Source organism: Streptococcus mitis (assembly GCF_965111735.1).
Classification (GTDB): domain Bacteria; phylum Bacillota; class Bacilli; order Lactobacillales; family Streptococcaceae; genus Streptococcus; species Streptococcus mitis_DR.
Genome location: NZ_OZ217346.1, coordinates 1,278,796 through 1,305,341 on the forward strand (window position 1 = coordinate 1,278,796; position 26,546 = coordinate 1,305,341).

At 39.9% G+C, this 26,546-nt stretch carries 20 protein-coding genes, 1 tRNA gene and 1 riboswitch; of the genes, 5 read left to right on the plus strand and 16 right to left on the minus strand.

Annotated features, from left to right (window positions below; all coding sequences use genetic code 11):
• Positions 1 to 87: 87 nt before the first annotated feature.
• Positions 88 to 597 (minus strand): QueT transporter family protein, encoded by a 510-nt coding sequence (locus ACLV7W_RS06245; protein ID WP_000737072.1) that lies wholly within the window; start codon positions 595 to 597, stop codon positions 88 to 90.
• Positions 595 to 691, minus strand: a riboswitch (PreQ1 riboswitch). (Overlaps the previous gene by 3 nt.)
• 28 nt (positions 692 to 719) lie before the next feature.
• Here ACLV7W_RS06245 and ACLV7W_RS06250 point away from each other — a divergent pair.
• The gene (locus ACLV7W_RS06250; protein ID WP_000746186.1) at positions 720 to 1,151 is read left to right on the plus strand and encodes a GtrA family protein; all 432 of its coding nucleotides are present in this window, start codon (positions 720 to 722) and stop codon (positions 1,149 to 1,151) included.
• Between the two features lie 81 nt (positions 1,152 to 1,232).
• Complete coding sequence (gene mscL / locus ACLV7W_RS06255; RefSeq protein ID WP_000910199.1) at positions 1,233 to 1,613, plus strand: large conductance mechanosensitive channel protein MscL; 381 nt, start codon at positions 1,233 to 1,235, stop codon at positions 1,611 to 1,613.
• Positions 1,614 to 1,654: 41 nt separating this feature from the next.
• On the opposite strand, the gene hemH is transcribed toward mscL, so the two are convergent.
• Positions 1,655 to 2,749 (minus strand): ferrochelatase, encoded by a 1,095-nt coding sequence (gene hemH, locus ACLV7W_RS06260; RefSeq protein WP_261037226.1) that lies wholly within the window; start codon positions 2,747 to 2,749, stop codon positions 1,655 to 1,657.
• 153 nt (positions 2,750 to 2,902) lie between these two features.
• Here hemH and pepT point away from each other — a divergent pair, with 153 nt between their 5' ends.
• Positions 2,903 to 4,126 (plus strand): peptidase T, encoded by a 1,224-nt coding sequence (gene pepT, locus ACLV7W_RS06265; protein WP_411865641.1) that lies wholly within the window; start codon positions 2,903 to 2,905, stop codon positions 4,124 to 4,126.
• Positions 4,127 to 4,161: 35 nt separating this feature from the next.
• On the opposite strand, the gene ACLV7W_RS06270 is transcribed toward pepT, so the two are convergent.
• Both ACLV7W_RS06270 and adcAII read right to left on the minus strand, forming a co-directional pair.
• A complete protein-coding gene (locus ACLV7W_RS06270; protein WP_411865642.1) occupies positions 4,162 to 7,923 on the minus strand; it encodes a pneumococcal-type histidine triad protein in 3,762 nt (1,253 codons plus the stop codon).
• Between the two features lie 7 nt (positions 7,924 to 7,930).
• Positions 7,931 to 8,821, minus strand: coding sequence for a zinc-binding lipoprotein AdcAII (adcAII, locus tag ACLV7W_RS06275; protein ID WP_153209507.1), 891 nt, complete (start codon positions 8,819 to 8,821; stop codon positions 7,931 to 7,933).
• Positions 8,822 to 9,074: 253 nt separating this feature from the next.
• On the opposite strand from adcAII, the gene ACLV7W_RS06280 reads away from it, so the two are divergent.
• Positions 9,075 to 10,331 carry an ISL3 family transposase gene (locus ACLV7W_RS06280; protein ID WP_411865643.1) on the plus strand — a complete coding sequence of 419 codons (1,257 nt, stop codon included), beginning with the start codon at positions 9,075 to 9,077 and terminating at the stop codon, positions 10,329 to 10,331.
• A 99-nt stretch (positions 10,332 to 10,430) separates the two neighbouring features.
• On the opposite strand, the gene smc is transcribed toward ACLV7W_RS06280, so the two are convergent.
• Together smc and rnc are read right to left on the minus strand one after the other, a co-directional pair.
• Entirely contained in the window at positions 10,431 to 13,970 is a 3,540-nt protein-coding gene (smc, locus tag ACLV7W_RS06285; RefSeq protein ID WP_411865644.1) for a chromosome segregation protein SMC, read from the minus strand.
• Positions 13,961 to 14,659, minus strand: a complete 699-nt coding sequence (rnc, locus tag ACLV7W_RS06290; protein WP_000661487.1) for a ribonuclease III — start codon at positions 14,657 to 14,659, stop codon at positions 13,961 to 13,963. Before rnc ends, smc begins: the two co-directional genes overlap by 10 nt.
• Before the next feature lie 275 nt (positions 14,660 to 14,934).
• On the opposite strand from rnc, the gene ACLV7W_RS06295 reads away from it, so the two are divergent.
• Complete coding sequence (locus tag ACLV7W_RS06295) at positions 14,935 to 16,191, plus strand: ISL3 family transposase (RefSeq protein ID WP_411865645.1); 1,257 nt, start codon at positions 14,935 to 14,937, stop codon at positions 16,189 to 16,191.
• 73 nt (positions 16,192 to 16,264) lie between these two features.
• On the opposite strand, the gene ACLV7W_RS06300 is transcribed toward ACLV7W_RS06295, so the two are convergent.
• The 10 genes from ACLV7W_RS06300 to ACLV7W_RS06345 form a co-directional block, all read right to left on the minus strand.
• Positions 16,265 to 16,336: transfer RNA gene (locus ACLV7W_RS06300), tRNA-Arg, on the minus strand.
• Positions 16,337 to 16,401: 65 nt separating this feature from the next.
• Entirely contained in the window at positions 16,402 to 17,388 is a 987-nt protein-coding gene (locus ACLV7W_RS06305) for a GMP reductase (protein ID WP_411865646.1), read from the minus strand.
• A 175-nt stretch (positions 17,389 to 17,563) separates the two neighbouring features.
• Positions 17,564 to 18,883 (minus strand): McrC family protein, encoded by a 1,320-nt coding sequence (locus ACLV7W_RS06310; protein ID WP_194251543.1) that lies wholly within the window; start codon positions 18,881 to 18,883, stop codon positions 17,564 to 17,566.
• Positions 18,867 to 20,600: an McrB family protein gene (locus ACLV7W_RS06315; RefSeq protein WP_153209995.1), complete on the minus strand. Its 1,734-nt coding sequence runs from the start codon at positions 20,598 to 20,600 to the stop codon at positions 18,867 to 18,869. Before ACLV7W_RS06315 ends, ACLV7W_RS06310 begins: the two co-directional genes overlap by 17 nt.
• Positions 20,601 to 20,756: 156 nt before the next feature.
• Positions 20,757 to 21,536, minus strand: coding sequence for an L-threonylcarbamoyladenylate synthase (locus ACLV7W_RS06320; protein WP_153209994.1), 780 nt, complete (start codon positions 21,534 to 21,536; stop codon positions 20,757 to 20,759).
• 26 nt (positions 21,537 to 21,562) lie between these two features.
• The gene (leuD, locus tag ACLV7W_RS06325; protein ID WP_153209993.1) at positions 21,563 to 22,156 is read right to left on the minus strand and encodes a 3-isopropylmalate dehydratase small subunit; all 594 of its coding nucleotides are present in this window, start codon (positions 22,154 to 22,156) and stop codon (positions 21,563 to 21,565) included.
• A 9-nt stretch (positions 22,157 to 22,165) separates the two neighbouring features.
• Entirely contained in the window at positions 22,166 to 23,548 is a 1,383-nt protein-coding gene (gene leuC, locus ACLV7W_RS06330) for a 3-isopropylmalate dehydratase large subunit (protein ID WP_153209992.1), read from the minus strand.
• Positions 23,549 to 23,551: 3 nt separating this feature from the next.
• A complete protein-coding gene (locus tag ACLV7W_RS06335; RefSeq protein ID WP_153209991.1) occupies positions 23,552 to 23,821 on the minus strand; it encodes a DUF1294 domain-containing protein in 270 nt (89 codons plus the stop codon).
• On the minus strand, positions 23,818 to 24,855 hold the full coding sequence (gene leuB, locus ACLV7W_RS06340; protein WP_153209990.1) for a 3-isopropylmalate dehydrogenase: 1,038 nt from the start codon (positions 24,853 to 24,855) through the stop codon (positions 23,818 to 23,820). The genes ACLV7W_RS06335 and leuB overlap by 4 nt, the downstream gene beginning before the upstream one ends.
• A 13-nt stretch (positions 24,856 to 24,868) precedes the next feature.
• A complete protein-coding gene (locus ACLV7W_RS06345) occupies positions 24,869 to 26,431 on the minus strand; it encodes a 2-isopropylmalate synthase (protein WP_411865647.1) in 1,563 nt (520 codons plus the stop codon).
• Positions 26,432 to 26,546: the final 115 nt, after the last annotated feature.

Consider the following 26,546-nt stretch of genomic DNA (forward strand, 5'->3'; position numbering starts at 1 on the left):
TATACTATAGTTAGAAAAACTTGTCAAGTTTCCTTAGAAATTTTCCATAAGAAAAAGCCAGGTAAGAGCCACCTAGCTTCTCTTCGTCTATTTGCTTAAATCAATTCGACGACCAATTTTACCAATGATAATCGCACCAATAATTAATGAGGCAAATTCACCAATCCCTGTTGTGAACCAAGTAAGGAAAAATGGTAATTGCGCTACGATATTCAACTCTGCAGCGATAGTAAACATGGAAATTGAAAAGAGGATTGAAAAGAAGAAATGATCTTTTCGAATTAATCCATTAAAGAGGTAATCTTTGCTGTATTTTGCAAAAAGCCAAACACCTAGACTAAGGAATACTAGGGTTGATCCACCACCAACAAAGACATCTAGCAGTCCGAAGCTAAAGAAATTAGCAATCATACAACCGATAGTAACTCCGATAATGTACTTTGGATTGTAAAAAGCCATAAAGTTCATCATTTCTGAAATACGGAACTGATAAGCACCGTAGCTAATGGCATTTAGGGGTGGTGTGACAGTTAAAACGACATAGATAGCAGCAACGATTGCAATATCTGCAACATCACGAATAGTTAATTTTTTCATCTTTTCTCCTTTGGCGGTTGCCCGCGTGTAATATGCTTGGTGAAAGAAGCTAAGCACCAAGGGTTGATTCAATCAACCTTACTAGTATAGCACAATAACTTGCTTTATGCTATACTAAAAGTATGAAAAAACGCATTCAAAGTCTCTTCGAGAATGAGCTCTTAGCCTATCTCTTTTTTGGTGTAGCAACTACTCTTGTCTCCATTCTATCCCGATTAGTCATTTATCAATTAACCCATAAAGAACTGCTTGCTACTGGACTAGCAAATAGTATCGGTATCCTCTTTGCCTTTTTTACAAATGATAGACTTGTATTTAAGCAAGTTAGGCAGAATTGGCCAAGCCGTTTAGTAAAATTTACTCTAGCACGTCTTTCTACTTTTCTTTTAGACATGTTTTTAACATTTTTCTTTGTGACACAGTTTCCTAATATTATCGGACAATTTGTAAATAATAATATAGACAAGGTTAATAGTATTGAAACCGTTATTTCACAATTCTTGATAATTATCCTCAATTACATTTTTAGTAAGGTATTTATTTTTAAAAAATAAGAAAAAATTTACATATAACTTGCAAGAACTTCTTAATTAATATATAATCAAGAGTAAAAATTTTGGAAAGGAATTATGAAAATGTTAAAAGATCTTAAAGCATTTTTGCTTCGTGGTAATGTTGTTGACCTTGCTGTCGGTGTGATTATTGCCTCTGCTTTTGGTGCTATCGTAACTTCATTCGTTAACGATATCATCACTCCTCTACTATTGAACCCAGCCTTGGAAGCTGCGAAAGTACAAAATATCGCTGAGCTTGCATGGAATGGTGTTACATATGGTAAATTCTTGAGTGCTATTATCAACTTCCTTGTTGTAGGTACTGTTCTCTTCTTCGTTATTAAAGCTATGGAAAAAGCCCAAAGCCTTACTAAGAAAGAAGAAACTGTTGAAGAAGCTCCAGCTGGACCAACTGAATTGGAAGTACTTCAAGAAATCAAAGCTCTTCTTGAGAAAAAATAATCGATTAAAAGGATCTAGCGCAAAGCTAAATCCTTTTTTCTTTACTCTTTTGGTAACTTACCTGCTTTCTCAAGCATTTTCTTAATAAGATAAGGCATCTTAACATTTTCCCGACCTTTTTTCTCAATCAATTTTTTCACAAATTCTGGCATTTGTAAATCTTGAGATTCGGCCAAGATATTTTTCGTCTCATCTGAAGGAACTAACTCATCAAAGGTTTCTTCTTCTGGGAGAAATTCCTTAAACTCTTTGTCCTCATTAGCTCTGACTGTATTAACCAAGGCATCAATCAAACGAGAATCTGTATTTGGCATTGGTGGACGATGGTAGTTTACACCAAATTCCTGACATAAGTCATAACATTCCACATCATTGTCAAACAAGACTTCAATATGCTCGCTAATGAAGCTGATAGGAACAAAAATATAATGGTCTGGATGTTCTTTCCGTTCTCTGAGATACTCTAAGACATCTGGCTTAATCCATGGAATCCCGATATCACTTTCACTTTGCCAAGTGTTAGTATATTGCTCAGAACTCAAACCTAGTTTTTCAGTGACAAGCTTGCTATTTTCAAAAATTTGGTCAATATATGGGTCACCAAAATCTAAGGCAAAAATGGGCACACTATGGGCTGAAAAGATGACTTTAAAGCTATCCTGCTTTACTTCTTCTTTTAAAATTTTACCAATTTCATCTGCCCAATAGTTTAATAGCGCTTCTTCTTGATACCAGTCCTTAATGACTAAAAATTGAATTTGCTTGCTTTCTAAAAATTTCTCATAACCCATGACAGAGTAGAAAGAATAATGGGGCTCCAAAATCAAGCAAATACACTGTTCAATGCCGTCTGCTTCCATCTGACCAATCACATTTGGAATAAAGGGACTGGAAAACTTATTAGCAAAATAAACACTATACTCATTTCCCAGCCTAGCCTCTACCAAGGCAACCTCTTCACGCGTAATTTTTTGCAGAGGCGTGCCGCCAATTCGTACATAATTATCATAGAGAGTTTGAATTTCGTGGTCTTGAGGTCTCACTCCACGACGAATATTTGTGAAAAAATCAGCCACACCTTCAAAGGTAATCTCTTCTGGCGAACCGAAAGTCATCATTAAAATTGCTTTTTTCATAATCGCTTCCTTGTGATATTTTTATCAAGTTTATTTTATCATTTATCCATTAATAAGTAAACGCCAACATAGCGAATTTCCCTAACTTCTGTCTTTTGTTTTTCTCTCATTTCTATGATACAATGGAAAAAATGAATTCAAAAGGAGTTTTTTATGACTTATCCCAATCTCTTGGACCGCTTCTTAACCTACGTTAAGGTCAATACGCGCTCTGATGAACACTCTACTACTACTCCAAGTACGCAGAGTCAGGTAGATTTTGCTACAAATGTTCTTATTCCTGAAATGAAACGTGTTGGATTACAAAATGTTTATTATCTACCAAATGGTTTTGCAATTGGGACCTTGCCAGCCAATGATCCATCTTTAACACGAAAAATTGGCTTTATATCTCACATGGATACTGCTGACTTTAATGCCGAAGGAGTCAATCCACAGGTAATTGAAAACTACGATGGTGGTGTGATTGAACTTGGAAATTCTGGTTTCAAACTCGATCCAGCTGACTTTAAGAGTCTTGAGAAATATCCAGGACAAACGCTCATCACAACAGATGGAACAACCTTGCTAGGTGCTGATGACAAGTCAGGAATTGCTGAAATTATGACTGCTATTGAATATCTAACTGCTCACCCTGAAATCAAACACTGTGAAATTCGTGTTGGTTTTGGTCCAGATGAGGAAATTGGTGTTGGTGCTAATAAATTTGATGCAGAAGATTTTGATGTAGATTTTGCCTACACTGTTGATGGCGGACCACTAGGTGAACTTCAATACGAGACTTTTTCAGCAGCTGGTGCTGAATTGCATTTCCAAGGGCGCAATGTCCACCCTGGTACTGCAAAGGGACAGATGGTAAATGCTCTGCAATTAGCAATTGATTTCCATAATCAACTCCCTGAAACTGACCGTCCTGAACTGACAGAGGGTTACCAAGGTTTCTACCATCTGATGGATATAACAGGGTCTGTCGAAGAGGCTCGTTCAAGCTACATCATCCGAGACTTTGAAAAGGATGCCTTTGAATCTCGTAAAGCAGCTATGCAGTCTATCGCTGATAAGATGAATCAAGAGCTTGGTAACAATCGTGTTACTCTCACCCTAACAGATCAGTACTACAATATGAAAGAAGTCATTGAAAAAGATATGACTCCAATTACCATTGCTAAAGCCGTTATGGAAGATCTGGGTATCACTCCTATTATCGAACCAATCCGTGGAGGGACAGACGGCTCTAAGATTTCCTTTATGGGAATCCCAACACCTAATATCTTTGCTGGTGGCGAGAATATGCACGGTCGTTTTGAATACGTCAGCCTTCAGACTATGGAACGTGCAGTTGATACCATCATTGGTATCGTAGCTTATGAAGACTAAAAAGACGAGGTAGCTTAGCTACTTCGCCTTTCTTTTTATTCTGCTGGTTTTTCTTGATTTCCAGTACTTGTTGTAGATTCTGTTGTTTCCTTTTCTGAAGCTGGTTCAGCAGGTTTAGAATCTGTTGTATTGCTTGGTTTGTTTTCGTCCCTTGCAGTTTCACTGTTAGATTCTGCAGCCACTGATGTTTCAGTTTCGGAACTTGTGTTCTCACCATTTGACTCGGCATTTGTCGCTGGAGTTGCTTCTTCACTTGAGCTTGATTTTGACTTGATTTCTTGATTCAAGACTAGAATAGCTTTTGTCAATTCAAGTAAAGCAGCTTTATCTTTACTCTTAGCAGAAAGTTGATCTAGTAAAGCATCTACCTTATCAAAGTCCGCATCAGAACCCTTGTTGTTTTCTAAATAAGAGTGAAGCGACATGAGAATATCGTAGAGTTTTTGATAGAGTACTAGTGTCTGAGGGTCTTGCTCAGCATTTTCCTTTTCTTGTTGAAGGGCGCTAGCGATACGAGTCAAGACATCTTTTACCTGACTGTTTACTTCATCCAAGTCCGCATCAGCCTTGTTTGTGGCAGCTTTGAGATTTTCTACTTCTTCTGCCAAGGATTGTCTGATTCCTTCTTCTTGGATTTGTTCTAAGAGTTGATTTGCCTTGCTCAAGAGGCTTTCTACTTCTTCCTTGCTAACATGATTGACATGTTCTTCAGGCATAAAGTCTCCGTACAATTCTTTCAAGAAGCCATAAATAGCTGTCTTGGCAGTTTGGTTATCAACTTTTTCAGTATCTAGAACTGTCTGAGTCGATTTAGCAGTAGTTGGTTGAGCTTTCAAAGCTTCTTCCACTTCTTGTTTTGCCTGATAGATGTTTGGGAATAATTTGTTCAATTCTGCTGCCTTAAGGAAAGATTGAGATTGATACAAGGTCCAAGTCAACTGAGCTACTTTGTTCCGAAGTTCATCATTTAAACGACCGTCATTTACGTGTTCGTAGAAATACTTGATGTATTCAACTGTTGTAACGCCTGTTCGATCATTAAAGTCTTGCAAGGCTTGAAGTTGTGATTCAACCGCTACTAAAACAGCCTCATCTTTAGCCAATTTAGCTTCTTGGAGTCGAACGAGAAGGTCTTTCTTAGGAAGTCCATAAGAGTCTGTATCCAAGGTATTGATTTTATCAATCAAGGATTGGTATTTTTTATCTAAAGCACTTGTTTCAGTAGGCTTGACACTCTCATCAATATGGATATATTGCTTATCAAAGAGATCAAGGGTTGCAAGATAACCTGCTGTAGAGTTAGTTGCCAATTTCTTCATGTTTTCAGTAAACTGTCCTAAGGCTAACTCAATCTGTCTTTGTTCGATAGGCTTGTCTTTGTAGATGCTTCTGCTATCAGCTAGAAGTTGATCTACTTTTGCTAAAACTACTTTTTCATCAAAAGCTCCAGGTTGATAATTGGATTGTAGGGCTGGAATCTTGTTTTTCAAAGCCACTTCATATCCCTTAGTTTGAACCTTGATGTAGTGATTATGGTCGCCATGAGGAATCACAAAACTACCATTTTCTACCTGTAAACTATAAGGAGACACACCATCTCGCAAAGCAGTCGTGTAAAGTTCATTTAGGAAATCAAGTTCTGGATTGCCAGTTTGTAGTGGAAGACGCACATGTTCCTTACGAACAGCATATGGGTGGATATGAGTTGGATCGTAGGCTTGGTCTGGATTTCCAAAGACAAAGAAGCCGTTTGAAATTCTAATCGCTTCAAGTGGAACCCCATAGGTCTTAGAAATGTAAGCAATTTTTTCTTCATCGCTAGCATCTCTTGAGAAAGACTCTACTGTTTTAGCAAGAGGTTTTACAGGCTCTGCATCATGATGGGTTTTCAAATGGTCTTGTGCACCCTTAATTTGCTCCGCTGTCAAATCTTTCTTGAAGAAATAATGATTATGGTCACCGTGACTCATGACAAAGCCTGCCGCATCTTCACTGATAATTCGATTGACATCAAAATCATGACCATGTTCATCATGGTGATGACCGTGTGTATCTTCATCTTGATTATCATGAGCTGGATTTGGTGTTGCTGTATTTGCACCTTTCAAGTGATCTTGCGCTGCCTTAATTTGCTCTGCTGTCAAGTCCTTCTTGAAAAAGTAATGATTGTGGTCACCATGACTCATGACAAAGCCTTGTTCATCCTCACTGATGACACGATTAGCGTCAAAACCGTGATCATGGTCTTCATCATGATGGTGTCCATGATGATCTTCATCGTGATCGTCATCATGAGCTGGATTTGGTGTTGCTGTATTTGCCCCTTTCAAGTGGTCTTGCGCTGCCTTGATTTGATCAGCAGTCAAATCCTTCTTGAAGAAGTAATGATTATGGTCGCCGTGACTCATGATAAATCCTGCTTCATCTTCAGCAATAATACGATTGGCATCAAAGCCGTGTCCACCTTCTTCATGTTCATCATGTGAATTTCCTGGATTGATTGGAAGAGATGGCGAAGGTGTTGTTAGACCATTATTTGGAAGAGTCGGTTGACCAATTTGATTCGACTTAGGAATGTAATGGAAATGATCACCATGTCTGACGATATAAGCTGTGGCTGTTTCTTCGACAATATCTTTAGGATTAAAGATATAACCATCAGATGTTGAAGAGATAGTCTTATTTGTAAGCAAGGAAGGATGATTTAAAGTAGATGGACTGCTTGAAAGACTTCCAAGACTAGACGCTACTTCATGAGGTTTTTCATTTGTAGAAACTGTAGAACCAGTTCCACCGATAGGCACCATTCTGGCAATCTTTTCTTCTAAAGGAGAGAGCTTGCTGTAAGGAATAAAGTGATAATGGTCGCCATGCGGAATCGCAACTCCATTTGGTGTACGGCTGATAATCTTAGCAGGGTCAAAAACCAGACCGTCTGATTCACTGTAACGTTGGTCACTAGGTGAATCATAGAGTTCTTTCAAAAGACTTTGGAGATTTTCAGCTTTATTTGCTGGCTTGCTAGTTGAGCCTTGTGCTACAGATTGCGTGTTATTGTCACTAGCTGCTGAAGAATAGCTTAACTGACTCGGTTGCGTATTTTTCCCAGCCAGATGAGCTTTAGCAGCTGCTAATTCACTAGCAGACAAATCACTTTTTGGAATATAGTGGTAGTGACCTCCGTGAGGAACTATATAAGCATCACCAGTATCTTCAATAATATCAGCTGGATTAAAGATGTAGCCATCATCAGTAGTATAGCGACCTTGAGATTGAGCAAGCGCCACTGCACTATTAGATGTTGGGGCATCGTGAGTATGACCTTGTTTTTGGCGTTCAATTTCGTCCTTCGAACGAACGTTATCCGCATGTGCCACATCCTTAAGGTAAACATAATACTTACCATCCACCTTGATAATGTAACCACCTTTGACTTCGTTGACAATATCAGCGTCTTTAAGTTGATAATTGGCATCTTTCATCAAAAGTTCTTCACTGAAAATCGCATCAAAAGGAACTTTCCCATTATAATAATGGAAATGATCACCGTGTGAAGTCACATAACCTTGATCGGTGATTTTCACAACAATTTGTTCAGCCTGGATATCTTCTTTTTTGCTGACTTGCTCTGGTGTTTGTGTCTCTGTTTTTGGAGTGTCTTGTTTCCCATCGACATAAGATACACGATTCGTATCTTTGTTCTCTCCTGTCTGATGTTGATTCAATGCATAAATACAAAGACTTAAAGAAAGGACAACAGCTGCACCAGCAGCAAGTTTCTTCTTATTGATTTTCATTCTTTCCTCATTTCAATTCTTCTGCTAAAACACTCATATTTTCTTCAAGATTTTCGAGATAAGTCTTGTCATTTTGTGGGTCTGCCTCTAAAGGATTCAGAGTTTTAAGCCCCACACCTGTTGATTTGACAAGAGTTTCAGCTACTTTTGAAGAAGCGTTACTTTCTGTAAAAATCGTCTTAACCTTATAGGTTTTAACAAATTCCTGAATTTCTGTTAGTTGTCTTGGACTTGGTTCTTGTTCAGGAGAGATACCTGCAATACCAAGTTGATTTAATCCAAATCTCTTAGCAAGATAAGAAAAGGCTGTATGTTGTGTTACAAAGGTTTTCTGACTCGCCTTTTCAAATTTAGGTTGGAATTTCTTAGTTAGTTCTTGAGCTTTTTTGATAAAGGCTTGCGCATTTTTCTGGTAAGTTTCTTTATGCTCACTATCCACCTCTGAAAGTTTATCAGCGATAATCTGAGCTTCTTCTCCAGCTTTTTCAGGATCTAGCCATGTGTGAGGATCATAAAGCGTTTTTTCATCAACTCCATCGCCTGCTTCCACATCTTCTAGCCCTGGGACTCGGTCTAAGGTCATTCCTTCAGAAGCCTCTAAAACCTTAACTTTGGATTTTTTAAGATTGGGGTCCAGACTTCCCGCCCAAGATTCAAGCGTATGCGAATGGTAAACAAAGACATCTGCATCATAGATGGCTGCGATATCATTTGCTGAAGGTTCAAAGGAGTGAATCCCACTACTTGACTGAATCATCCGAACATCATTCAAGTCACCAGATACTTCCTTGACCATAGCATAGACAGGATAAAAACTGGTTACAATTTTCATCCCTTTCCCAGTCTGACTTTCCTTTTGGCCACAAGCACCTAATACCAGAGCCAATACACTGCTCATCAATACTAAAATCGTCCTCTTTTTCACTATAACTCCTTAACTAGTGTTTAACCATTTAATTAACTAGTAAATAGTTTATCTTTATTTAGAAAATATGTCAAGAATTTTTACACAAATTCATAAAAAAGGGGTTCTATAATATTTGTAGTGGGTAAATCCCCTATGGATATTATGGAGCCTATTTTGTTGTAGAAAAAAAGTCCCATATGACCTATAATGAAAAGCAACAAAACAACTCATTAGAAAGAATCATATGGAACAATTACATTTTATCACAAAACTACTCGACATTAAAGACCCCAATATCCAATTTATGGACATCATCAATAAGGATACACTCAGGGAAATCATCGCCAAACTGGACTACGACGCCCCATCTTGCCCTGAGTGTGGAAGTCAAATGAAGAAATATGACTTTCAAAAACCGTCTAAGATCCCTTACCTCGAAACAACTGGTATGCCTACTAGAATTCTCCTTAAAAAACGCCGTTTTAACTGCTATAAGTGCTCGAAAATAGCGGTCTCCGAGACCTCCCTCGTCAAGAAGAATCATCAAATCCCTCGTATCATTAATCAAAAAATTGCTCAAAAGCTGATTGAAAAGACTTCTTTGACCGATATTGCTCATCAGCTGTCCATTTCAACTTCAACTGTTATTCGCAAGCTCAATGACTTCCGTTTTAAGCATGATTTTTCTCATCTTCCAGAGATTATGTCTTGGGATGAGTACTCCTTTACAAAGGGAAAAATGAGTTTCATTGCACAAGATTTTGAAAAGCTCAATATCACCGCTGTTCTTGAAGGTAGAACACAAGCTATTATCCGAAATCACTTTCTTAAATATGATAGGGCAGTCCGATGTCGAGTGAAAATCATTACTATGGATATGTTTAGTCCCTACTATGACTTGGCTAGAAAACTTTTTCCGTGTGCTAAAATCGTTCTAGATCGTTTCCATATTGTACAACATCTAAGCCGTGCTATGAGTCGTGTGCGCGTCCAAATCATAAATCAGTTTGAACGAAAATCCCATGAATACAAGGCTATCAAACGCTACTGGAAACTCATCCAACAAGATAGTCGAAAACTCAGCTATAAACGTTTCTATCGCCCTACTTTTCGCATGCACTTGACGAATAAAGAAATTCTAGACAAGCTTTTGAGCTATTCAGAAGACTTGAAACACCACTACCATCTCTATCAACTCTTGCTGTTTCACTTTCAGGACAAGAAGCCTGACAAATTTTTCGGACTCATTGAGGACAATATAAAGCAGGTTCATCCTCTTTTTCATACTGTTTTTAAAACCTTTCTAAAGGACAAAGAGAAAATTGTCAACGCCCTTCAACTACCCTATTCCAACGCCAAACTGGAAGCCACCAATAATCTCATCAAACTTATCAAGCGCAATGCCTTTGGATTTCGGAACTTTGAAAACTTCAAAAAACGGATTTTCATCGCTCTAAATATCAAAAAAGAAAGGACGAAATTTGTCCTTTCTAGATCTTAGCTTTTCTTCAACCTACTACAGTTGACAAAGAGCCTAAAAATCATTCAAGATGTTAGTTTTAAAAAATAGCACCTCTTAAGAGATGCTATCGTTTGGTAACTAGTCTACTGTTTCTTCCAAATCTTTTAACTTCACCGAAACAATTTTTGAGACACCTGATTCTTGCATGGTCACTCCATAGATAGAATCGGCCGCTGCCATGGTTCCCTTACGGTGGGTTACGACGATAAATTGACTGTCCTTATCAAAGCGGTTTAGGTAATCTCCAAAGCGTTTGACATTGGCTTCGTCCAGCGCAGCCTCTACCTCATCCAAGATAACAAACGGAATAGTCTTAACTCGAATGATAGAGAAAAGCAAAGCAAGAGCCGATAGGGCTTTTTCCCCACCACTCATGAGGTTGAGAGACTGGATTTTCTTACCCGGTGGTTGGACAGAAATCTCAACCCCAGCTGTCAGCAGGTCTCCCTCAGTCAAGATCAGGTCAGCCTGACCTCCGCCAAACATCTGCTTGAAGGTCACTTTAAAGGACTCACGAATAGCCTCAAAGGTTGATTTAAAGCGTTCCTTAACCTCATCATTCATTTCTGTAATGGTTTCAAGGAGCAAATTTTTCGCTGATAAAATATCATCTCGCTGGCTATTTAGGAAATCCAGACGGCTGTGTACTTCTTCATACTGTTCAATAGCATCCAAGTTGACAGGGCCCAGCGAGCGAATAGCCTTCTCTAAATCCTTAACCTCTTGCTCTGCCAGATTGAGATTTTCCAACTCATGCGCCTTTTCAAGAGCTTCAGTATAGCTAATCTGGTACTGGTCTGTTAATTGACTTTGTAGATGGCGCAAGCGCTCGCTGACCTTTTCTTTCTTGGCTTCAGCACGAGTTTGCTTGCGAATCCACTCTTCATTCTGCTGGCGAGCCTGGTCCAAATGACTGGCAATATCATCCAGCTGACCTTCTATATCATCCAATTCAAACTGCTTGCGAATCAAATCTTGTTGGAGATTTGTTTTCTGAGATTTGGCTTCTTCGGCCTGCTGACTGAGCAAATCCGTATCAACTTTCTCAAGATTGTCAACTTTTTCTTGGAGCATACGCTGGATTTCCTCTTGTTCGATATCTAAATTATCCAATTCCTTGCCTAAACGCTCAATATCAGCCACTTCATAACGTTTTTGCCCTTGCAGTTCTGTCTTAAGTAAGCGAGCTTGCGATACCTCTTCCTGCAAGTTTTGATAGCGTTCTTGGATGGCATTTTTGTTAGACTTAATCTCTTCAATCTCAGCTTCCAGATTTTGCTTGTCACTGGCGATAGTAGTAAGGCGCTCTTGGCATTTTTCCTTATCCGTTTGCCAATCTCCCTCAGAAAGACGATTTAATTCTTCTTCTTGAAGTTTCCAAAGAGTTTCCAGTTCTTCAACTTGCTGACTGGTCTGCTGATAAGCAAGGGACAAGCCCTGCTCCTTAATACGAGCCTGCTCACCTTGAGATTTGATGGCTTCTAATCTTTCTGTCAATGAAGCCATCTGGTCTTGCAAGGTCTTCAAAGATGCTTCTTCTGAACGAAGACTTGCTTCTTCTTCAGCAATTTCTTTTTGTAATTGCTCCAATTCTGGCTTGATGAAAATGCTATTATTCTGGCGATTAGCTCCACCTGCATAGGAACCACCTGTACGTAACTCTGTCCCATCAAGGGTTACCATACGAACCTGATAACGAACTTGACGAGCTGCCGCACGCGCATGTTCTACGGTATCAAAGATAGCCGTCGTAGCTAGCAAGTTCTTGAAAATAGCTTCCAACCTATTATTGAATGTCACCAGCTCATCAGCCATACCCAGAAATCCTGGACTTGCAGCAATAGCATCTTGGTTCTGACTAGAAATCGTACGCGCCTTGATTGTTGTCAACGGAAGGAAGGTTGCACGACCAGCTCTGTTTCGTTTAAGGAAATCAATCGCCTTGGTTGCCGCGTTTTCATCTTCTACGATGATATGCTGACTGCTGGCTCCAAGCGCAATCTCTAGAGCAGTTTGATAATGCACATCAAAGGTCAGGTGCTCACTAACTGCTCCAATAATCCCACCAAGGCGGTCTTTTTCTTGGAGAACACTCTTAACACCTGCATAAAAGTTACTATGATTTCTCAGGATGTTTTCCAAACTTTGGGCTCTAGCCTGCTTGTTTTTGAGACTATCCAGACGGTCAAAGAGTTGACTTTGTTGAGTTTGATAGGAAGTTTTCTGCTCCTCTTGCTCCTTGGCACAGATTTGATAGTCGGCCAATAATTTCTGAACCTGTTCCTTGGCAGTTTCAAGCTCTTCTTTTTGCCGACTAGCCTTCTCTTTAGCTGTAGCCAACTGTTCTTTCAGCTTTTCTAATTGATCTGCTTGTTTTTGAGAAAGCTGACGACTATTTTCCAACTCGTTTTCGATACGGGTCAACTGGTTTGAAACATCCGCTTCTTCTTGTAAAAGGGCTACAAAGCGTTCACGCAAGAGCTCAATCATCTGATCGGGATCATCTGAAAAAGCTAGTAATTCAGCCTCTAATCGATTCAGTTTTTGATTATTTTGGACTAGATTTTCCTCTAACAGAGCTAAAGAGCTTTCCTTATCAGATTTTTCTTTGCTGAGTGAATTTCGCTTATCCTCTAAAGTAGCCAAACGGGCTTGTGCTTCCTGTTGATTCAGGGCTACTTGCTCGGACTCCAGTTTTGATAGGGCTAATTTTCTCTCTAACTCACTAATCAAACTGGTCAAGTCCATCAAACTGCCTTGGTCTTTGGCCATTTCAGTCTGTAAATCTTGGCGTTGCTTTTTAAGAGTTTGATTTTCTTCTTCTAATTTTTCTCGCTTTTGGTAATAGTTCGTCAATAGTTCCTGAACCTGAGCCAACTCTTCTTCTGTCGACTCTAGTTCATCCTTATTATCCTTGATTTGAGCAACCAGCACGTCTAAATAAATAGCCTTACGTTGACCTTCCAAGTCTAGAAACTTACGGGCATTCTCGGCTTGTTTTGCAAGGGGCTTGATTTGATTGTCCAACTCGTAGATAATGTCCTCTAAGCGGTCTAGATTATCTTGAGTTTGCTGCAGCTTGCTCTCAGTTTCTTTTCTGCGAGTCTTGTATTTCAAAACTCCTGCAGCTTCTTCGAAAATAGCACGACGTTCCTCAGGTTTGGAGTTAAAAATCTCCTCAACCTTGCCTTGGGAAATGATGGAGAAAGAATCTCGTCCCAAACCTGTGTCCAAGAAAAGATCATGAATATCACGTAGACGGACTTTCTTGCCGTCAATTTTGTATTCACTATCCCCACTACGATAGATATGGCGTTCTACTCTGATTTCTTGACCTGCATCCTTGATAAATCCGTCATGATTATCCAGAGTTACAACTACAGAAGCATAATTGAGCGGTTTGCGACTTTCAGTTCCAGCAAAAATGACATCAGGCATCTTGCCGCCACGGAGACTCTTGACACTAGACTCCCCCAAGGCCCAACGAAGACTTTCTGTAATATTGGACTTTCCAGATCCATTGGGTCCAACAACTGCCGTCACACCTTGGTCAAAGACAACCTTAGTCTTGTCAGCAAAAGACTTGAATCCCTGAATTTCGATTTCCTTTAAATACATGAATCCAGCCCTTTCTCAACGGCATTTTTGGCAGCTTCCTGCTCTGCTAATTTCTTAGAACGACCTTGACCTTGACCAATGCTCTTACCTTCAACTAGAACTTCTACATCAAATACCTTATCGTGAGCAGGACCCGTTTCAGAAATCACCTGATAACGGATAGCCACATCCCCATTGACCTGAAGTAACTCTTGGAGATGGGTTTTGTAGTCTGTAATCATCTCAAATTCGCCTGCTTCAACCTTAGGAATCATGACTTGGTAGATAAATTCCTTGACCTTGGCCACATCCTTGTCCAATAGGAGGGCACCGAGGAAGGCTTCAAAGGCATCGCCAAGAATGGTGTCACGATTTCGACCACCAGATTTTTCTTCCCCCTTACCCAGCTTGATAAACTGGTCAAACTGGCAATCACGCGCAAAGCCAGCCAAACTCTCCTCGCGGACAATCATAGCACGAAGTTTGGACAAGTCGCCTTCAGGCTTTTTAGGATATTTTTTATACAGATATTCTGAAATCAATAACTGTAGAACAGCGTCTCCTAAAAATTCCAAGCGCTCATTGTGTGAAATTTTTAAGAGGCGGTGCTCATTGGCATAACTCGTATGAGTAAAGGCAGTTTCCAGTAAGTTTTTGTCTGCAAATTCGATTGCAAAATGGTTCTTTAGTACAGTTTGTAATTCTTTCATACCAACCTCTTTCTAACTGATAACAGTCCTTTTTATTATATCAAAAAAAGCCCCCTGAGTCACTTTAAAACGGGACTGGAGAGCATTTGGGAATTCTTTAAAAAGAGATTTTCAGTTTTAAGGGCCAATTTAGGGCTGTGTAAAGAAAAAAGGCTCTATAATATTTGTAGTGGGTAAATCCCCTATGGATATTATGGAGCCTATTTTGTTGTAGAAAAAAAGTCCCATATGACCTATAATGAAAAGCAACAAAACAACTCATTAGAAAGAATCATATGGAACAATTACATTTTATCACAAAACTACTCGACATTAAAGACCCCAATATCCAATTTATGGACATCATCAATAAGGATACACTCAGGGAAATCATCGCCAAACTGGACTACGACGCCCCATCTTGCCCTGAGTGTGGAAGTCAAATGAAGAAATATGACTTTCAAAAACCGTCTAAGATCCCTTACCTCGAAACAACTGGTATGCCTACTAGAATTCTCCTTAAAAAACGCCGTTTTAACTGCTATAAGTGCTCGAAAATAGCGGTCTCCGAGACCTCCCTCGTCAAGAAAAATCACCAAATTCCTCGTATCATCAACCAAAAGATTGCGCAAAAGTTGATTGAAAAAACTTCTATGACCGATATCGCTCATCAACTGGCTATTTCAACTTCAACTGTCATTCGCAAGCTTAGTGACTTCCGTTTTAAGACTGATTTTTCTCGTCTTCCTGAGATTATGTCCTGGGACGAGTATGCCTTTACCAAGGGAAAGATGAGTTTCATTGCACAAGATTTTGATAATCTCAACATCATCACTGTTCTTGAAGGCAGAACACAGCCTATCATCCGAAATCACTTTCTGCGCTACGATAGAGTCGTTCGTTGTCAGGTGAAAATCATTACTATGGATATGTTTAGCCCCTACTACGATATTGCCAGAAAACTTTTTCCTAACGCTAAAATCGTTCTCGACCGCTTTCACATTGTCCAACATCTCAGCCGCGCTATGAGTCGTGTCCGTGTTCAAATCATGAATCAGTTTGAGCGAAAATCCCATGAATACAGGGCTATCAAGCGCTACTGGAAGCTTATTCAACAAGATAGTCGTAAACTCAGCGATAAACGGTTTTATCGCCCTACTTTTCGCATGAACTTAACAAATAAAGAGATTCTAGACAAGCTTTTGAGCTATTCAGAAGACTTGAGACACCACTATCATCTCTATCAGCTCTTGCTTTTTCACTTTCAGAACAAGGAGCCAGACAAATTTTTCGGACTCATTGAGGACAATCTTAAACAGGTTCATCCTCTTTTTCAGACTGTCTTTAAAACCTTCCTCAAGGATAAAGAAAAGATTGTCAACGCCCTTCAACTACCTTATTCTAATGCCAAATTAGAAGCGACTAATAATCTCATTAAACTCATCAAGCGCAATGCCTTTGGATTTCGAAACTTTGAAAACTTCAAAAAACGGATTTTTATTGCTCTGAACATCAAAAAAGAAAGGACGAAATGTGTCCTTTCTCGATCTTAACTTTTCTTCAACCCACTACAGTTGACACAGAGCCAGAAAAAAGCCCTATTAAAGGCTTTTTAGGATGTTTACATCCACCCTGAGGGAATCGAACCCCCATCTCAAGAACCGGAATCTTACGTGATATCCATTACACTAAGGGTGGAAACTTGTTTTATTATAACAGAAATTTGCTCTAATAACAAGTTTTTTCTAGTGAGATAGCCCGTCTTAGTGGGAAGCATCCCCATTCCAGATAGAGTTTTTCACGATCACATAATCAACATGTTTAAGGTCAGCAACCTGACGTCCACCCGCATACGAAATAGCACTTTGAAGGTCTTGTTCCATCTCAGTTAAAGTATCTTGCAAGTGCCCTTTAGCAGGAAGCAAGATACGTTTGCCTTCCACATTTTTGTAAGCACCTTTTTGATATTGTGAAGCTGAACCATAGTACTCTTTGAACTGTTCACCATCAACTTCAATCGTTTTCCCTGGACTTTCGATGTGTCCTGCAAAGAGGGAACCAATCATGACCATGCTAGCACCGAAACGAATAGACTTAGCAATATCACCGTGAGTACGAATTCCTCCATCAGCAATAATCGGTTTACGTGCAGCCTTGGCACACCAACGTAGAGCAGCCAACTGCCAACCACCTGTACCAAAACCTGTCTTGACCTTGGTGATACAAACCTTACCTGGACCGATTCCGACCTTAGTAGCATCCGCACCAGCATTTTCCAATTCACGCACAGCTTCTGGTGTTCCCACATTTCCAGCAATGACAAAGGTATCTGGCAATTCTTTTTTGATGTGTTGAATCATAGAAATCACGCTATCCGCATGACCGTGGGCAATGTCAATCGTGATGTACTCAGGAGCATCAGCCTTGAGCTGGCTCACAAAATCATACTCATAATCCTTAACACCAACAGAGATAGAAGCAATAAGCCCTTGCTCATGCATACGCTTAATAAAAGGAATGCGTCCTGCCTCATCAAAACGGTGCATAATGTAGAAGTAACCACCTTTAGCCAGTTGCTCAGCTACCTTTTCATCCAAAATTGTCTGCATATTAGCTGGCACAACAGGTAGTTTGAAGGTGTGATTACCTAGAGTGACACTTGTATCCGCTTCTGCACGGCTTTTAATCACACATTTATTTGGAATCAATTGAATATCTTCGTAATCAAAAATTGGAAATTCATTTAACATATCGATGTCTCGTTTCTTTTGTAATGACCTACCTATGCTCTCGCATCACTACGCCTTTTCCGACGTTTCCTTAATTCATTATAAACTAAAGTACAGTTTTTGTCAAATAATTTTATAAATTAAAATATATTGTTCGGATTTTTTGTATATAAAAAAACAAAAGAAAGAGGAGAGATTATTTTCTCCCCACTTCGTTAGCAATATTCCTTTTAAAAATTTCTTCTGAGTTTTCCATCATTTCACAAAATTCACTATAATATGAAGACTTCTGAGGAATTTGGATAGACCATTTCTTCAACAAAGCTCCATAACCTGCTAGCTTTCCTATCTCATTATCAACAATCTTGTCCTTGCTCGGAAAAACAAGACCAGCCTTCTCAGCTTTTAAAATATAAGAATAGGAAATCAGCTGGAATAAGTCCTCACGGTTGATTCCTTTTTCAGTCAATTCCAGTTTTTTATACTTAGCATCTAATACTATTTTAAGCTCTTCTTGATAAAAATCTGGATATACTTTTCTTTCTTGACTAGAAAATACTGAAATACCACCTAGTTTTTCTTTATTTCGTGGATGGATGAAATCTTTTGGCAATAAGGTATGGACATACTCTTCCCAAAGCCAGGCAACATCAAAAAGAATACCATGGATTTTTTGATCTTGATACCCTAAACCGTGCTTTTCTTGGTTTAGAATCATCAGACAAAGTTCTTGTAACTTTCTGTACTCGTGAAAGTATGCATGACGTATAGGTTTAGATTGATTTCTCCGAATAATCTTAGCACGATCAGCTAGTTTATAAGAAGGAGTTACCCGCACGATTTCTGCTACATTTTCACGACTAGTCAAGAGATTATCAAGAACCCCTTGCCCAATGCTTTTCTGGTTCTTAATGTATTCAATAGTGTGACGGACCAACTGCATGAGAGGATTATCATAGGTGAACTCTCTCGTTGTGTAGGCAATATTTCCCGTGAAAGGAAGGTTTTTCTTGAGATGGTTTCTTACATCAATCACTCCCTTAACATGACTGTCATTATGAGAAAATCGATGGTATTCCTTATAAAGACCTTTTCGAATAGCAGCTTGTAGATACTTGGGGAAGAGATACATCAAAAGTTGATAAAGCCTCTCTTCACGAGACAAAGCAACATCTAAACTAGTGAGATTGATATGAAGAACCTTGTGTAAGAGATAATGCAAAAAATGGTCATTACTCTCATCAGAAAAGCGAGAGGAAATCGTTAATCTTTCCTGACCACACCCCAGAAAACCAATCACATTTCCAGTCTTGATTTCCTGATTAACTGTTTCAAAGATTTTTTGGTCTTTCTCTAAGTCAGGAGAATTCTTCAAATCATTTGGAAAAATAAAGATATTGTCCTCTTTAGAAAGGTTATCCAGTGTTCTATCAAGAAGTGCTTGACTTAGTTTGGGATATTCTGCGACAAAGTCTTCCTTAGCAATTCTATGCTGATTATCAGTTATCCGCATCATCGTCTTCATCGCCTTCATGGTCATCAGCTACTGCCTGATTTTTTTGCTCATTCTTTGTCAGATCAAATGCTTTTTTCAATGTACCCAAAGTTTCAGCCTCTTCATAAGAACCTCGTAAGTAATCTTCCAAAAGCGGTTTGAGGTAATCAGACCAAAGTAATTCATAATCATAATCCAACTCTTTTAAATTACGGAAATAACTTGGTCCGATATGATAATGACTGTTTAACTCCTGAACGTTTTCAATAGCAGCGTTCAAGTTTCTTAAACGTTTTTTCGCTTCTTCCTCATGTCCATCTAGTTCGTTATCTAGAATGTATAACTGGCTTTCAGCAGTAACTTCAACAAAACGGAAACGACGACGCATAGCAAAATCAAAGGTATCTACTGAACGGTCAATATCATTCATAGTTCCGATGATGTAGACATTCTCAGGGATATAAAATTTCTCATCAGTCTCATGTAAATTAGCATACTGAGTAGAAACACATCCCTTTTCACCACGATAGCCAGGGTCAATAGAGAAAAAGAGTTCACCAAAAATCTTAGAAATCTCACCACGATTGATTTCATCGATGATGAAGACAAAATTCTTGTCTGTGTTGATCTCTGTTGGAGAGATATAGTCTTTCAAACCAAATCTTTTCTTTAAAATTTCAAGGACTTTTTTTCCTTGGTTACGATAATAGGGCTGTTTCAGATATTTTTCATCTTTATAGAGTTCATAAACATAAGATTTTGTTAAGCAAGTTCCTTGGGACTTAGTTTCATAATTGATATTAAAATTATTTCTACTATTTACTGTGAGATAGGAAAATTCTGTCAAATATTCTTTTTCATCTCTGCTATTTACATATTCAAGATAAAGATCCCACGCTTCCTCAAAATTATCTTGGCCTCCAGTTTTCTGAGCTTCTTTCGCTCTCTGACAAAATTGCTTAAAAATACCATCTTGTAATTTAAACTCAATAGCTCCATCCCCATTTGATACTGGTCTTAAACCCTCCACAAAATCCGTATAATCATAGGATGGGTGAAATTGTACAAATCCGATTTGCTCTTCGTTGCCACCCGTTAACTCCATAGCAATTTCTTTAGCAAGATAAGTTTTTCCTGTACCAGGTGCACCACGGAGGATGAGGTTTTTGGATTTTTTTAATATACCACTATAATTAAATAAAAAATCATTCCTTAACATAGTTTCACTTTCTAATTTTTTATACTTTTTCCAATTAGGATGATTCAAAAAATAGTCATAGTCTTGAATTATGATTTCATCACTTGCAGCAAATTTTATTAACTGATCAGTCTCTTTAGTTCGGTACTTAATATCTGATGGAAACCATATTGTTTCTTGCCCCGTAAAGAAAAACCACTCCCTCTCTATATACTCTTTTTTCCAATCAACAATAATGGTATGCCCATCGTCTAAAACCTCTTTAACAGTCGCCATTCCACGAATGTTCATCACAGAAACCTTTAAATCATCTTTCTTTACAAAAGGTAAATTCTTCTTTTTGACATATGTGGTTTTAGCGAATAAAACGTCACCTGGTTTAATTTTATTAAACAACTTTAACATTTTTTGATACTGTTTATTTTCCTCGTTGTTATGCCATCCTAATTCCCACTTTCCTTCTTTCCTAAAATATTCAAGATAATCATCATCACCAAATTTTGTACCAACAAAAAAATAGTTATTTTGTTCACTGTTCATTTGAATACTCCTTTAATTTACTTTTATAAGCAAGTTCTATTAATATATAGTTCATCTATAGCATATCATATCTATAAAAAAAATAAAAGAATTTCTAAAGAAAAAGCCTAATGTAGAGTAGGGTATTCCCTCTTAACACTAGACTTCTTTTTTATCTTAATAATACTCTCCCTGACGGTAGTCCCATGAGTTAAAGGTGTCTGACAGGTGCATCATAATCTTATCAATGTCAAGCCCTTTGCGAATCACAACTGGAGCTGGTGAAGTTGAACGTGCTCCTCCTTGTTCCGGGATGAGTTTGCCGTCTTTATCGACCATAGAGACCATCACACCTTGCTCATAGCGTGTTTCAATCGTTTTGTCAGGCTGGATAGATGCCACATAGTCGTCTGCCTCGATAACAAGGTCAACTGCTCCTTCGATGCGTTCTCCGATACCTTCTACCTTACCACGGTTTCCTTTTCCAGATGGGTTTGCAGATGAAGCGTAAACCATCTTGCCTTCTTCCCAAAGTTTGGCAGCTAATTGTTCACCAGCTTTCCCGAATTTGATAACAAAACAGCTCGTTCCACGCACGTCAGTCATCAGTTCTTCACGACCATCACCGTATGCCTTCAGTTTTTCAAAGGCTTCTGGTTTCCAAGGAAGGATACAACCAAGAAGAATATCTTCGTCCCAATGTTTTTGGTAGAAGGCTTCAATTTCTGGGTTGAGTTGTGCTAAAGCGCGAAGCTCATCCATGCTACCACAGAGAACAACACCTGGTTTGTTACGGTTACGCTCTTTGGCTTCAAACTTGCGTTCAAGTCCTGACTTATCGCTAGTCATGATGATATAACCGACTTTTGTAGGGCAAACAATGCACCCTCCCTCACCTTTTAAAATGTCATAGCCTTCTTGTGAAAGTGTTCCGTTCCATTGAATGTGTTTTGTCATAGTTTTATTTCCTTTTCTATTTTTTTCTAATCCTGCCAGTAGGCTGGTCGTTGTTTTTCATAAGCAGCAATCAAATCTTCATACTGCAAGGTAATACCGATATCATCCAAACCATTTAAGAGTTTGTGTTTCCACTCACTATCGATTTTAAAAGTGAATTCTCCAACTGGTGAGATGATTTTTTGTTGTTCCAAATCCACAGTTACCTGATCGGTTGGTTTTAGCTGGGCTAGTTTCTCTCGAACCTCTCTGGGCTGAACAATGGGCAACATGCCATTATTGAGTTCATTATTGTAATGAATATCACCGAAAGACCCCGCAATCACGACCTTAAAACCATAGTCTGCTAAGGCCCAAGCTGCATGTTCCCTCGAAGAACCTGCCCCAAAGTTATCCCCTGAGATAAGAATACTGGCTTTACGATATTCAGGTCGGTTAAAGACAAAGTCTGGATCCTCAGTATACTTATCGTCCAAATATCTCCAAGCATACATGAGGTATTTACCAAAGCCTTTTTTATCAATCAACTTGAGAAACTGCTTGGGTAGGATTTGGTCAGTGTCGATGTTATCATTCATGAGAGGAACGGTCGTTCCCGTATAAACTGTAAATTTCTCCATATCCTCTCCTTACTGGGCTTCTGGCATTTGCCGAACATCTACGAAGCGCCCTGCGATAGCTGCTGCAGCTGCCATGGCTGGACTGCAGAGGTGGGTCTTAGCACCAAATCCCTGTCTGTCTTCAAAGTTGCGATTGCTGGTTGAGGCGCAGTGAACGCCATCTGGAACCTTGTCAGGATTCATCCCTAGGCACATAGAGCAACCTGGGTCTCTCCACTCAAAACCAGCATCTAGAAAGACCTTGTCCAAGCCCAACTTCTCAGCAGCTCGTTTGACAGGACGAGAACCTGGGACTACGATAGCCGTTAAGTTAGGAGCAATCTTCTTCCCTTTAACAAATCGCGCAGCCAGTTGCAAGTCGCTGAGACGAGCATTTGTACAAGAGCCGATAAAGATATAACCTAGTTCAATATCTGCTGGCTTTTGACCTGGTTCCAAATCCATATAATTGTAGGCTCGTTCATCATTCATATCCTTAATTTCTGGGAAGCTACTGTCAAAGTCAACTCCCATAGCAGGATTGGTTCCCCAGGTCACCATGGGAGCCAAGTCTGAGACATCCATCTGGATAACCTTATCATAAACGGCATCATCATCACTGACAATTGTTTTCCAATCCGCCACAGCCTCTTCAAAGTCCTCTGGAACACATTCTCGTCCCTTGAGATAATCATAGGTGGTTTGGTCCGGATTCATGATTCCCATCTTAGAACCAAACTCGATGGACATATTGCAGATGGTCATTCGCTCTTCCATGCTCAGTGCATCAATCGCTTGTCCCCGATATTCCACCACATATCCAACGCCGCAAGCAACGCCGTACTTGGCAATCAGGGCTAAAATGAAATCCTTGGAATAAACTCCTTTTTGAGGAACTCCAGTGAATTCTACCAGCATTTTCTTGGGTTTGACCTGCCAGAGGGTCTGGGTAGCGAAGACATGCTCAACCTCACTAGTCCCAATTCCAAAGGCGATCGCTCCGAAAGCTCCGTGAGTTGCCGTATGGCTGTCTCCACAGACAATGAATTTCCCCGGTTGGGTCCGTCCTGTTTCTGGACCAACCATGTGAACAATTCCTTGTTTTTCAGAACCATGGGCCGCATGTTCAATCCCAAACTCCTCAACATTTTCAGCCAGCTTATCAATTTGAGCCTTGGAAATGACATCTCGAATATCGTAGATATTGACCGTCGGGACATTGTGGTCAAAGGTTCCAAATGTCAAATCTGGTCGTCTCAATCTGCGACCTGCGTCTCGCAATCCTTGAAAAGCCTGTGGACTGGTCACTTCGTGAATATAGTGCTGGTCCACATACATGAGTTGGGGCTGCCCCTCTTCACCTGTGATGACATGGCGGTCCCATAATTTATCAAAAATCGATTTTCCTGCCATCCATTACCTCCAAATAACATATAAGGCTACTAGTGTAGTCACCATCCCAAGAAACCAAACTGTTTTAAAGTACCATTTTCTAGTCTTGTGGTGAAAAATGATTCCTGCTAACCAGGCACCAAAACCACCACAAGTAAATGCTAAAATAAGTAAGATTTTCTCAGGGATGCGCCAAGCTCTTCTCCTTGCCTTGGATTTGTCAACGCCATAAATCACGAAAACCATGACATTCCAAATCAAAAGGACTAGAGTAATTTTTTCGTCTAACTTCATAACCTTGCAATAATAGCTTCTGTCATTTCCTTGGTCGAAGCCTGTCCACCTATATCTCTTGTTAAAACACCAGCTGCCAAACTTGCCTCAACAGCACGCTCGATACGCTCTGCATCCTCATAACAACCAAAGCTATCTCCCAACATCATGGCAACTGACAAAATCATGGAAATAGGATTGGCAATTCCTTGACCAGCAATATCAGGTGCTGAACCGTGAATAGGTTCATAGAGACTTGGTCCATTTTCAGAATGACTGGCTGATGGCATAACTCCAAGTGTTCCAGATAGAACGCTTGATTCATCAGATAGAATATCTCCGAAAAGATTCTCCGTCACGATGACATCAAACTTAGCAGGATTGGTAATCATAAGCATGGCAGCTGAGTCGACTAGCTGGTGCTCCAAGGTTACATCTGGGAAATCCTGCGCGACTTCCTCAGCTACTTTCCGCCAGAGTTTTGAGGTCGCTAGAACATTTTGCTTATCGATACTAGTAACGATTTTTCTCCGACTTCTTGCGATTTCAAAGGCTTTGCGAATAATCAGCTCCACTTCCTCATAGCTATAGTCGTTGATATCACGCGCTTTGCGCTCTTTAAGGATATGATCTCCAAAGTAAATCCCGCCTGTCAACTCACGCACCACGACAAAGTCTACACCAGCAATTCGTTCCGGTTTGAGTGGTGACAAATGCTTGAGACTGTCAAAGATTTTTACAGGGCGAATATTAGCGTAGAGATTGAGTTCCTTACGGAGAGCCAGCAAGCCTTGTTCAGGCCGAACCGCTGCTCCATCATACTGAGGACTACCGATAGCCGCTAGGAGAATAGCATCTGCTTCCCTACTTGCCTTGAGGGTTTCATCAGGTAAGGGATGACCTTCAGCATCAATACCTGCACCGCCAAAGGGTCGTCTATCAATCTCATAGTCAAAACCTGTTTTTTCAGCTAGAGCTTCCAGAACATCTAAACCGGCCTCCATGATTTCTGGGCCAATTCCGTCCCCTGCTAGAGCTACTATTTTTTTTGTCATAGCATTCTCTCCTTTACACACTAGGCATATCGCGATAGGAAACGCTACGTCCCATCTCACCTGCATTCTCTTTTTGAACAAAGGTATTGGCATTGATGTAGGCAATAGCCGAAGCATTCAACACATCGAAATCAAGCCCTGCTGCATTAAAGATGGTTTCTGTATCTCTATTTTCAACAGTTACCAAGACCCGAGCTTGGGCATCAATTCCATCTGTCACCGCGTCAATAGTGTAAGACACCAAGCGGACGGATTGGTTAAAGAACTTATCGATAGCGTTAAAGATTGCTTCAACGGAACCTTGCCCTGTCGCATTAAATTCGACCTTCTCACCATCCATATTAGCTAGGCTAACGAGCGCTTCGATATCATTATCCGCATGGGTTTGCAGTTGTAAATCATCAAAGTGGAAGCCTTCTGGATTTTCAACCATAGTTCCAGCTACCAGAGCACGAATATCTGCATCTGTGATTTCTTGTTTCTTGTCGGCCAGTGCCTTGAACTTAGCGAAGAGTGGTTTGATATCCTCTTCTGTAAAATCTAGGGCTAGTTCTCTTAATTTCTCGACAAAGGCATGGCGACCAGACAATTTTCCAAGTGGGAGGCTATTACTCTTGACACCGACCAATTCAGGAGTGATGATTTCATAGGTAAGAGGATTTTTAAGGACTCCGTCTTGATGAATACCAGATTCGTGAGAAAAGGCATTGCCACCAACCACAGCCTTGTTTTTAGGAACTGGAATACCTGAGAAGCGAGAAACCATTTCTGACGTATTGATGGTTTCATTTAAAACAATACTAGTTTCTGCTTGATAGTAATCTTGACGAATATTGAGGGCCACTGCAATTTCTTCCAAAGCAGCATTACCAGCTCGCTCCCCGATACCATTGATTGTTCCTTCGACTCGTCCTGCCCCATTCTTGACAGCAGCAAGGCTATTTGCCACTGCCATTCCAAGGTCATCATGACAGTGAGGTGAATAGATAATCTGACGTTCCGTCTTGACATTCTCAATCAAGTATTTGAAGATAGCTCCGTATTCCTCTGGAGTGGTAAATCCAACCGTATCAGGGATATTGATGTAAGTCGCCCCTGCATCGACCGCTGTTTGAACAACTTGCAGGAGGAAATCCAACTCCGTTCTGGTCGCATCTTCAGGAGAGAATTCGACCACTTCAAACTTAGAACGGGCATAAGAAACATGCTCCTTAATAGCTTCTAAAATCTCTTCCTTGCTCTTATTGAGTTTATACTTACGATGAATCGGACTGGTAGCGATAAAGACGTGAACCTGTGGATACTTGGCGTCCTTGAGAGCTTCATAGCAAGCATCAATATCAGACTTGACAGAGCGAGCCAGACCAGTTACCGCTGTTTTCTTCAAGACCTTGGCGATTTCCTGCACTGCTGTAAATGAGTCTGGACTAGCCGCCGGAAAACCAGCTTCGATGGCTGAAATGCCCCATTTCTCAAGCTGTCTTGCAATAGCAATTTTTTCCTTGATTGAAAAATTAACACCCGGTGTCTGTTCTCCATCCCGAAGGCTGGTATCTAGAAATTCAACTGTTCTCATAAGATTTCCCCTTTTCCAAATGTGGTTTTAAAAAAACATCTCGCTCAGAAACCCAAGCGAGATGTTGATTCACTCCCGCTTGGTAAGCCAAACAGGACTAATGCTTTTTGCACTA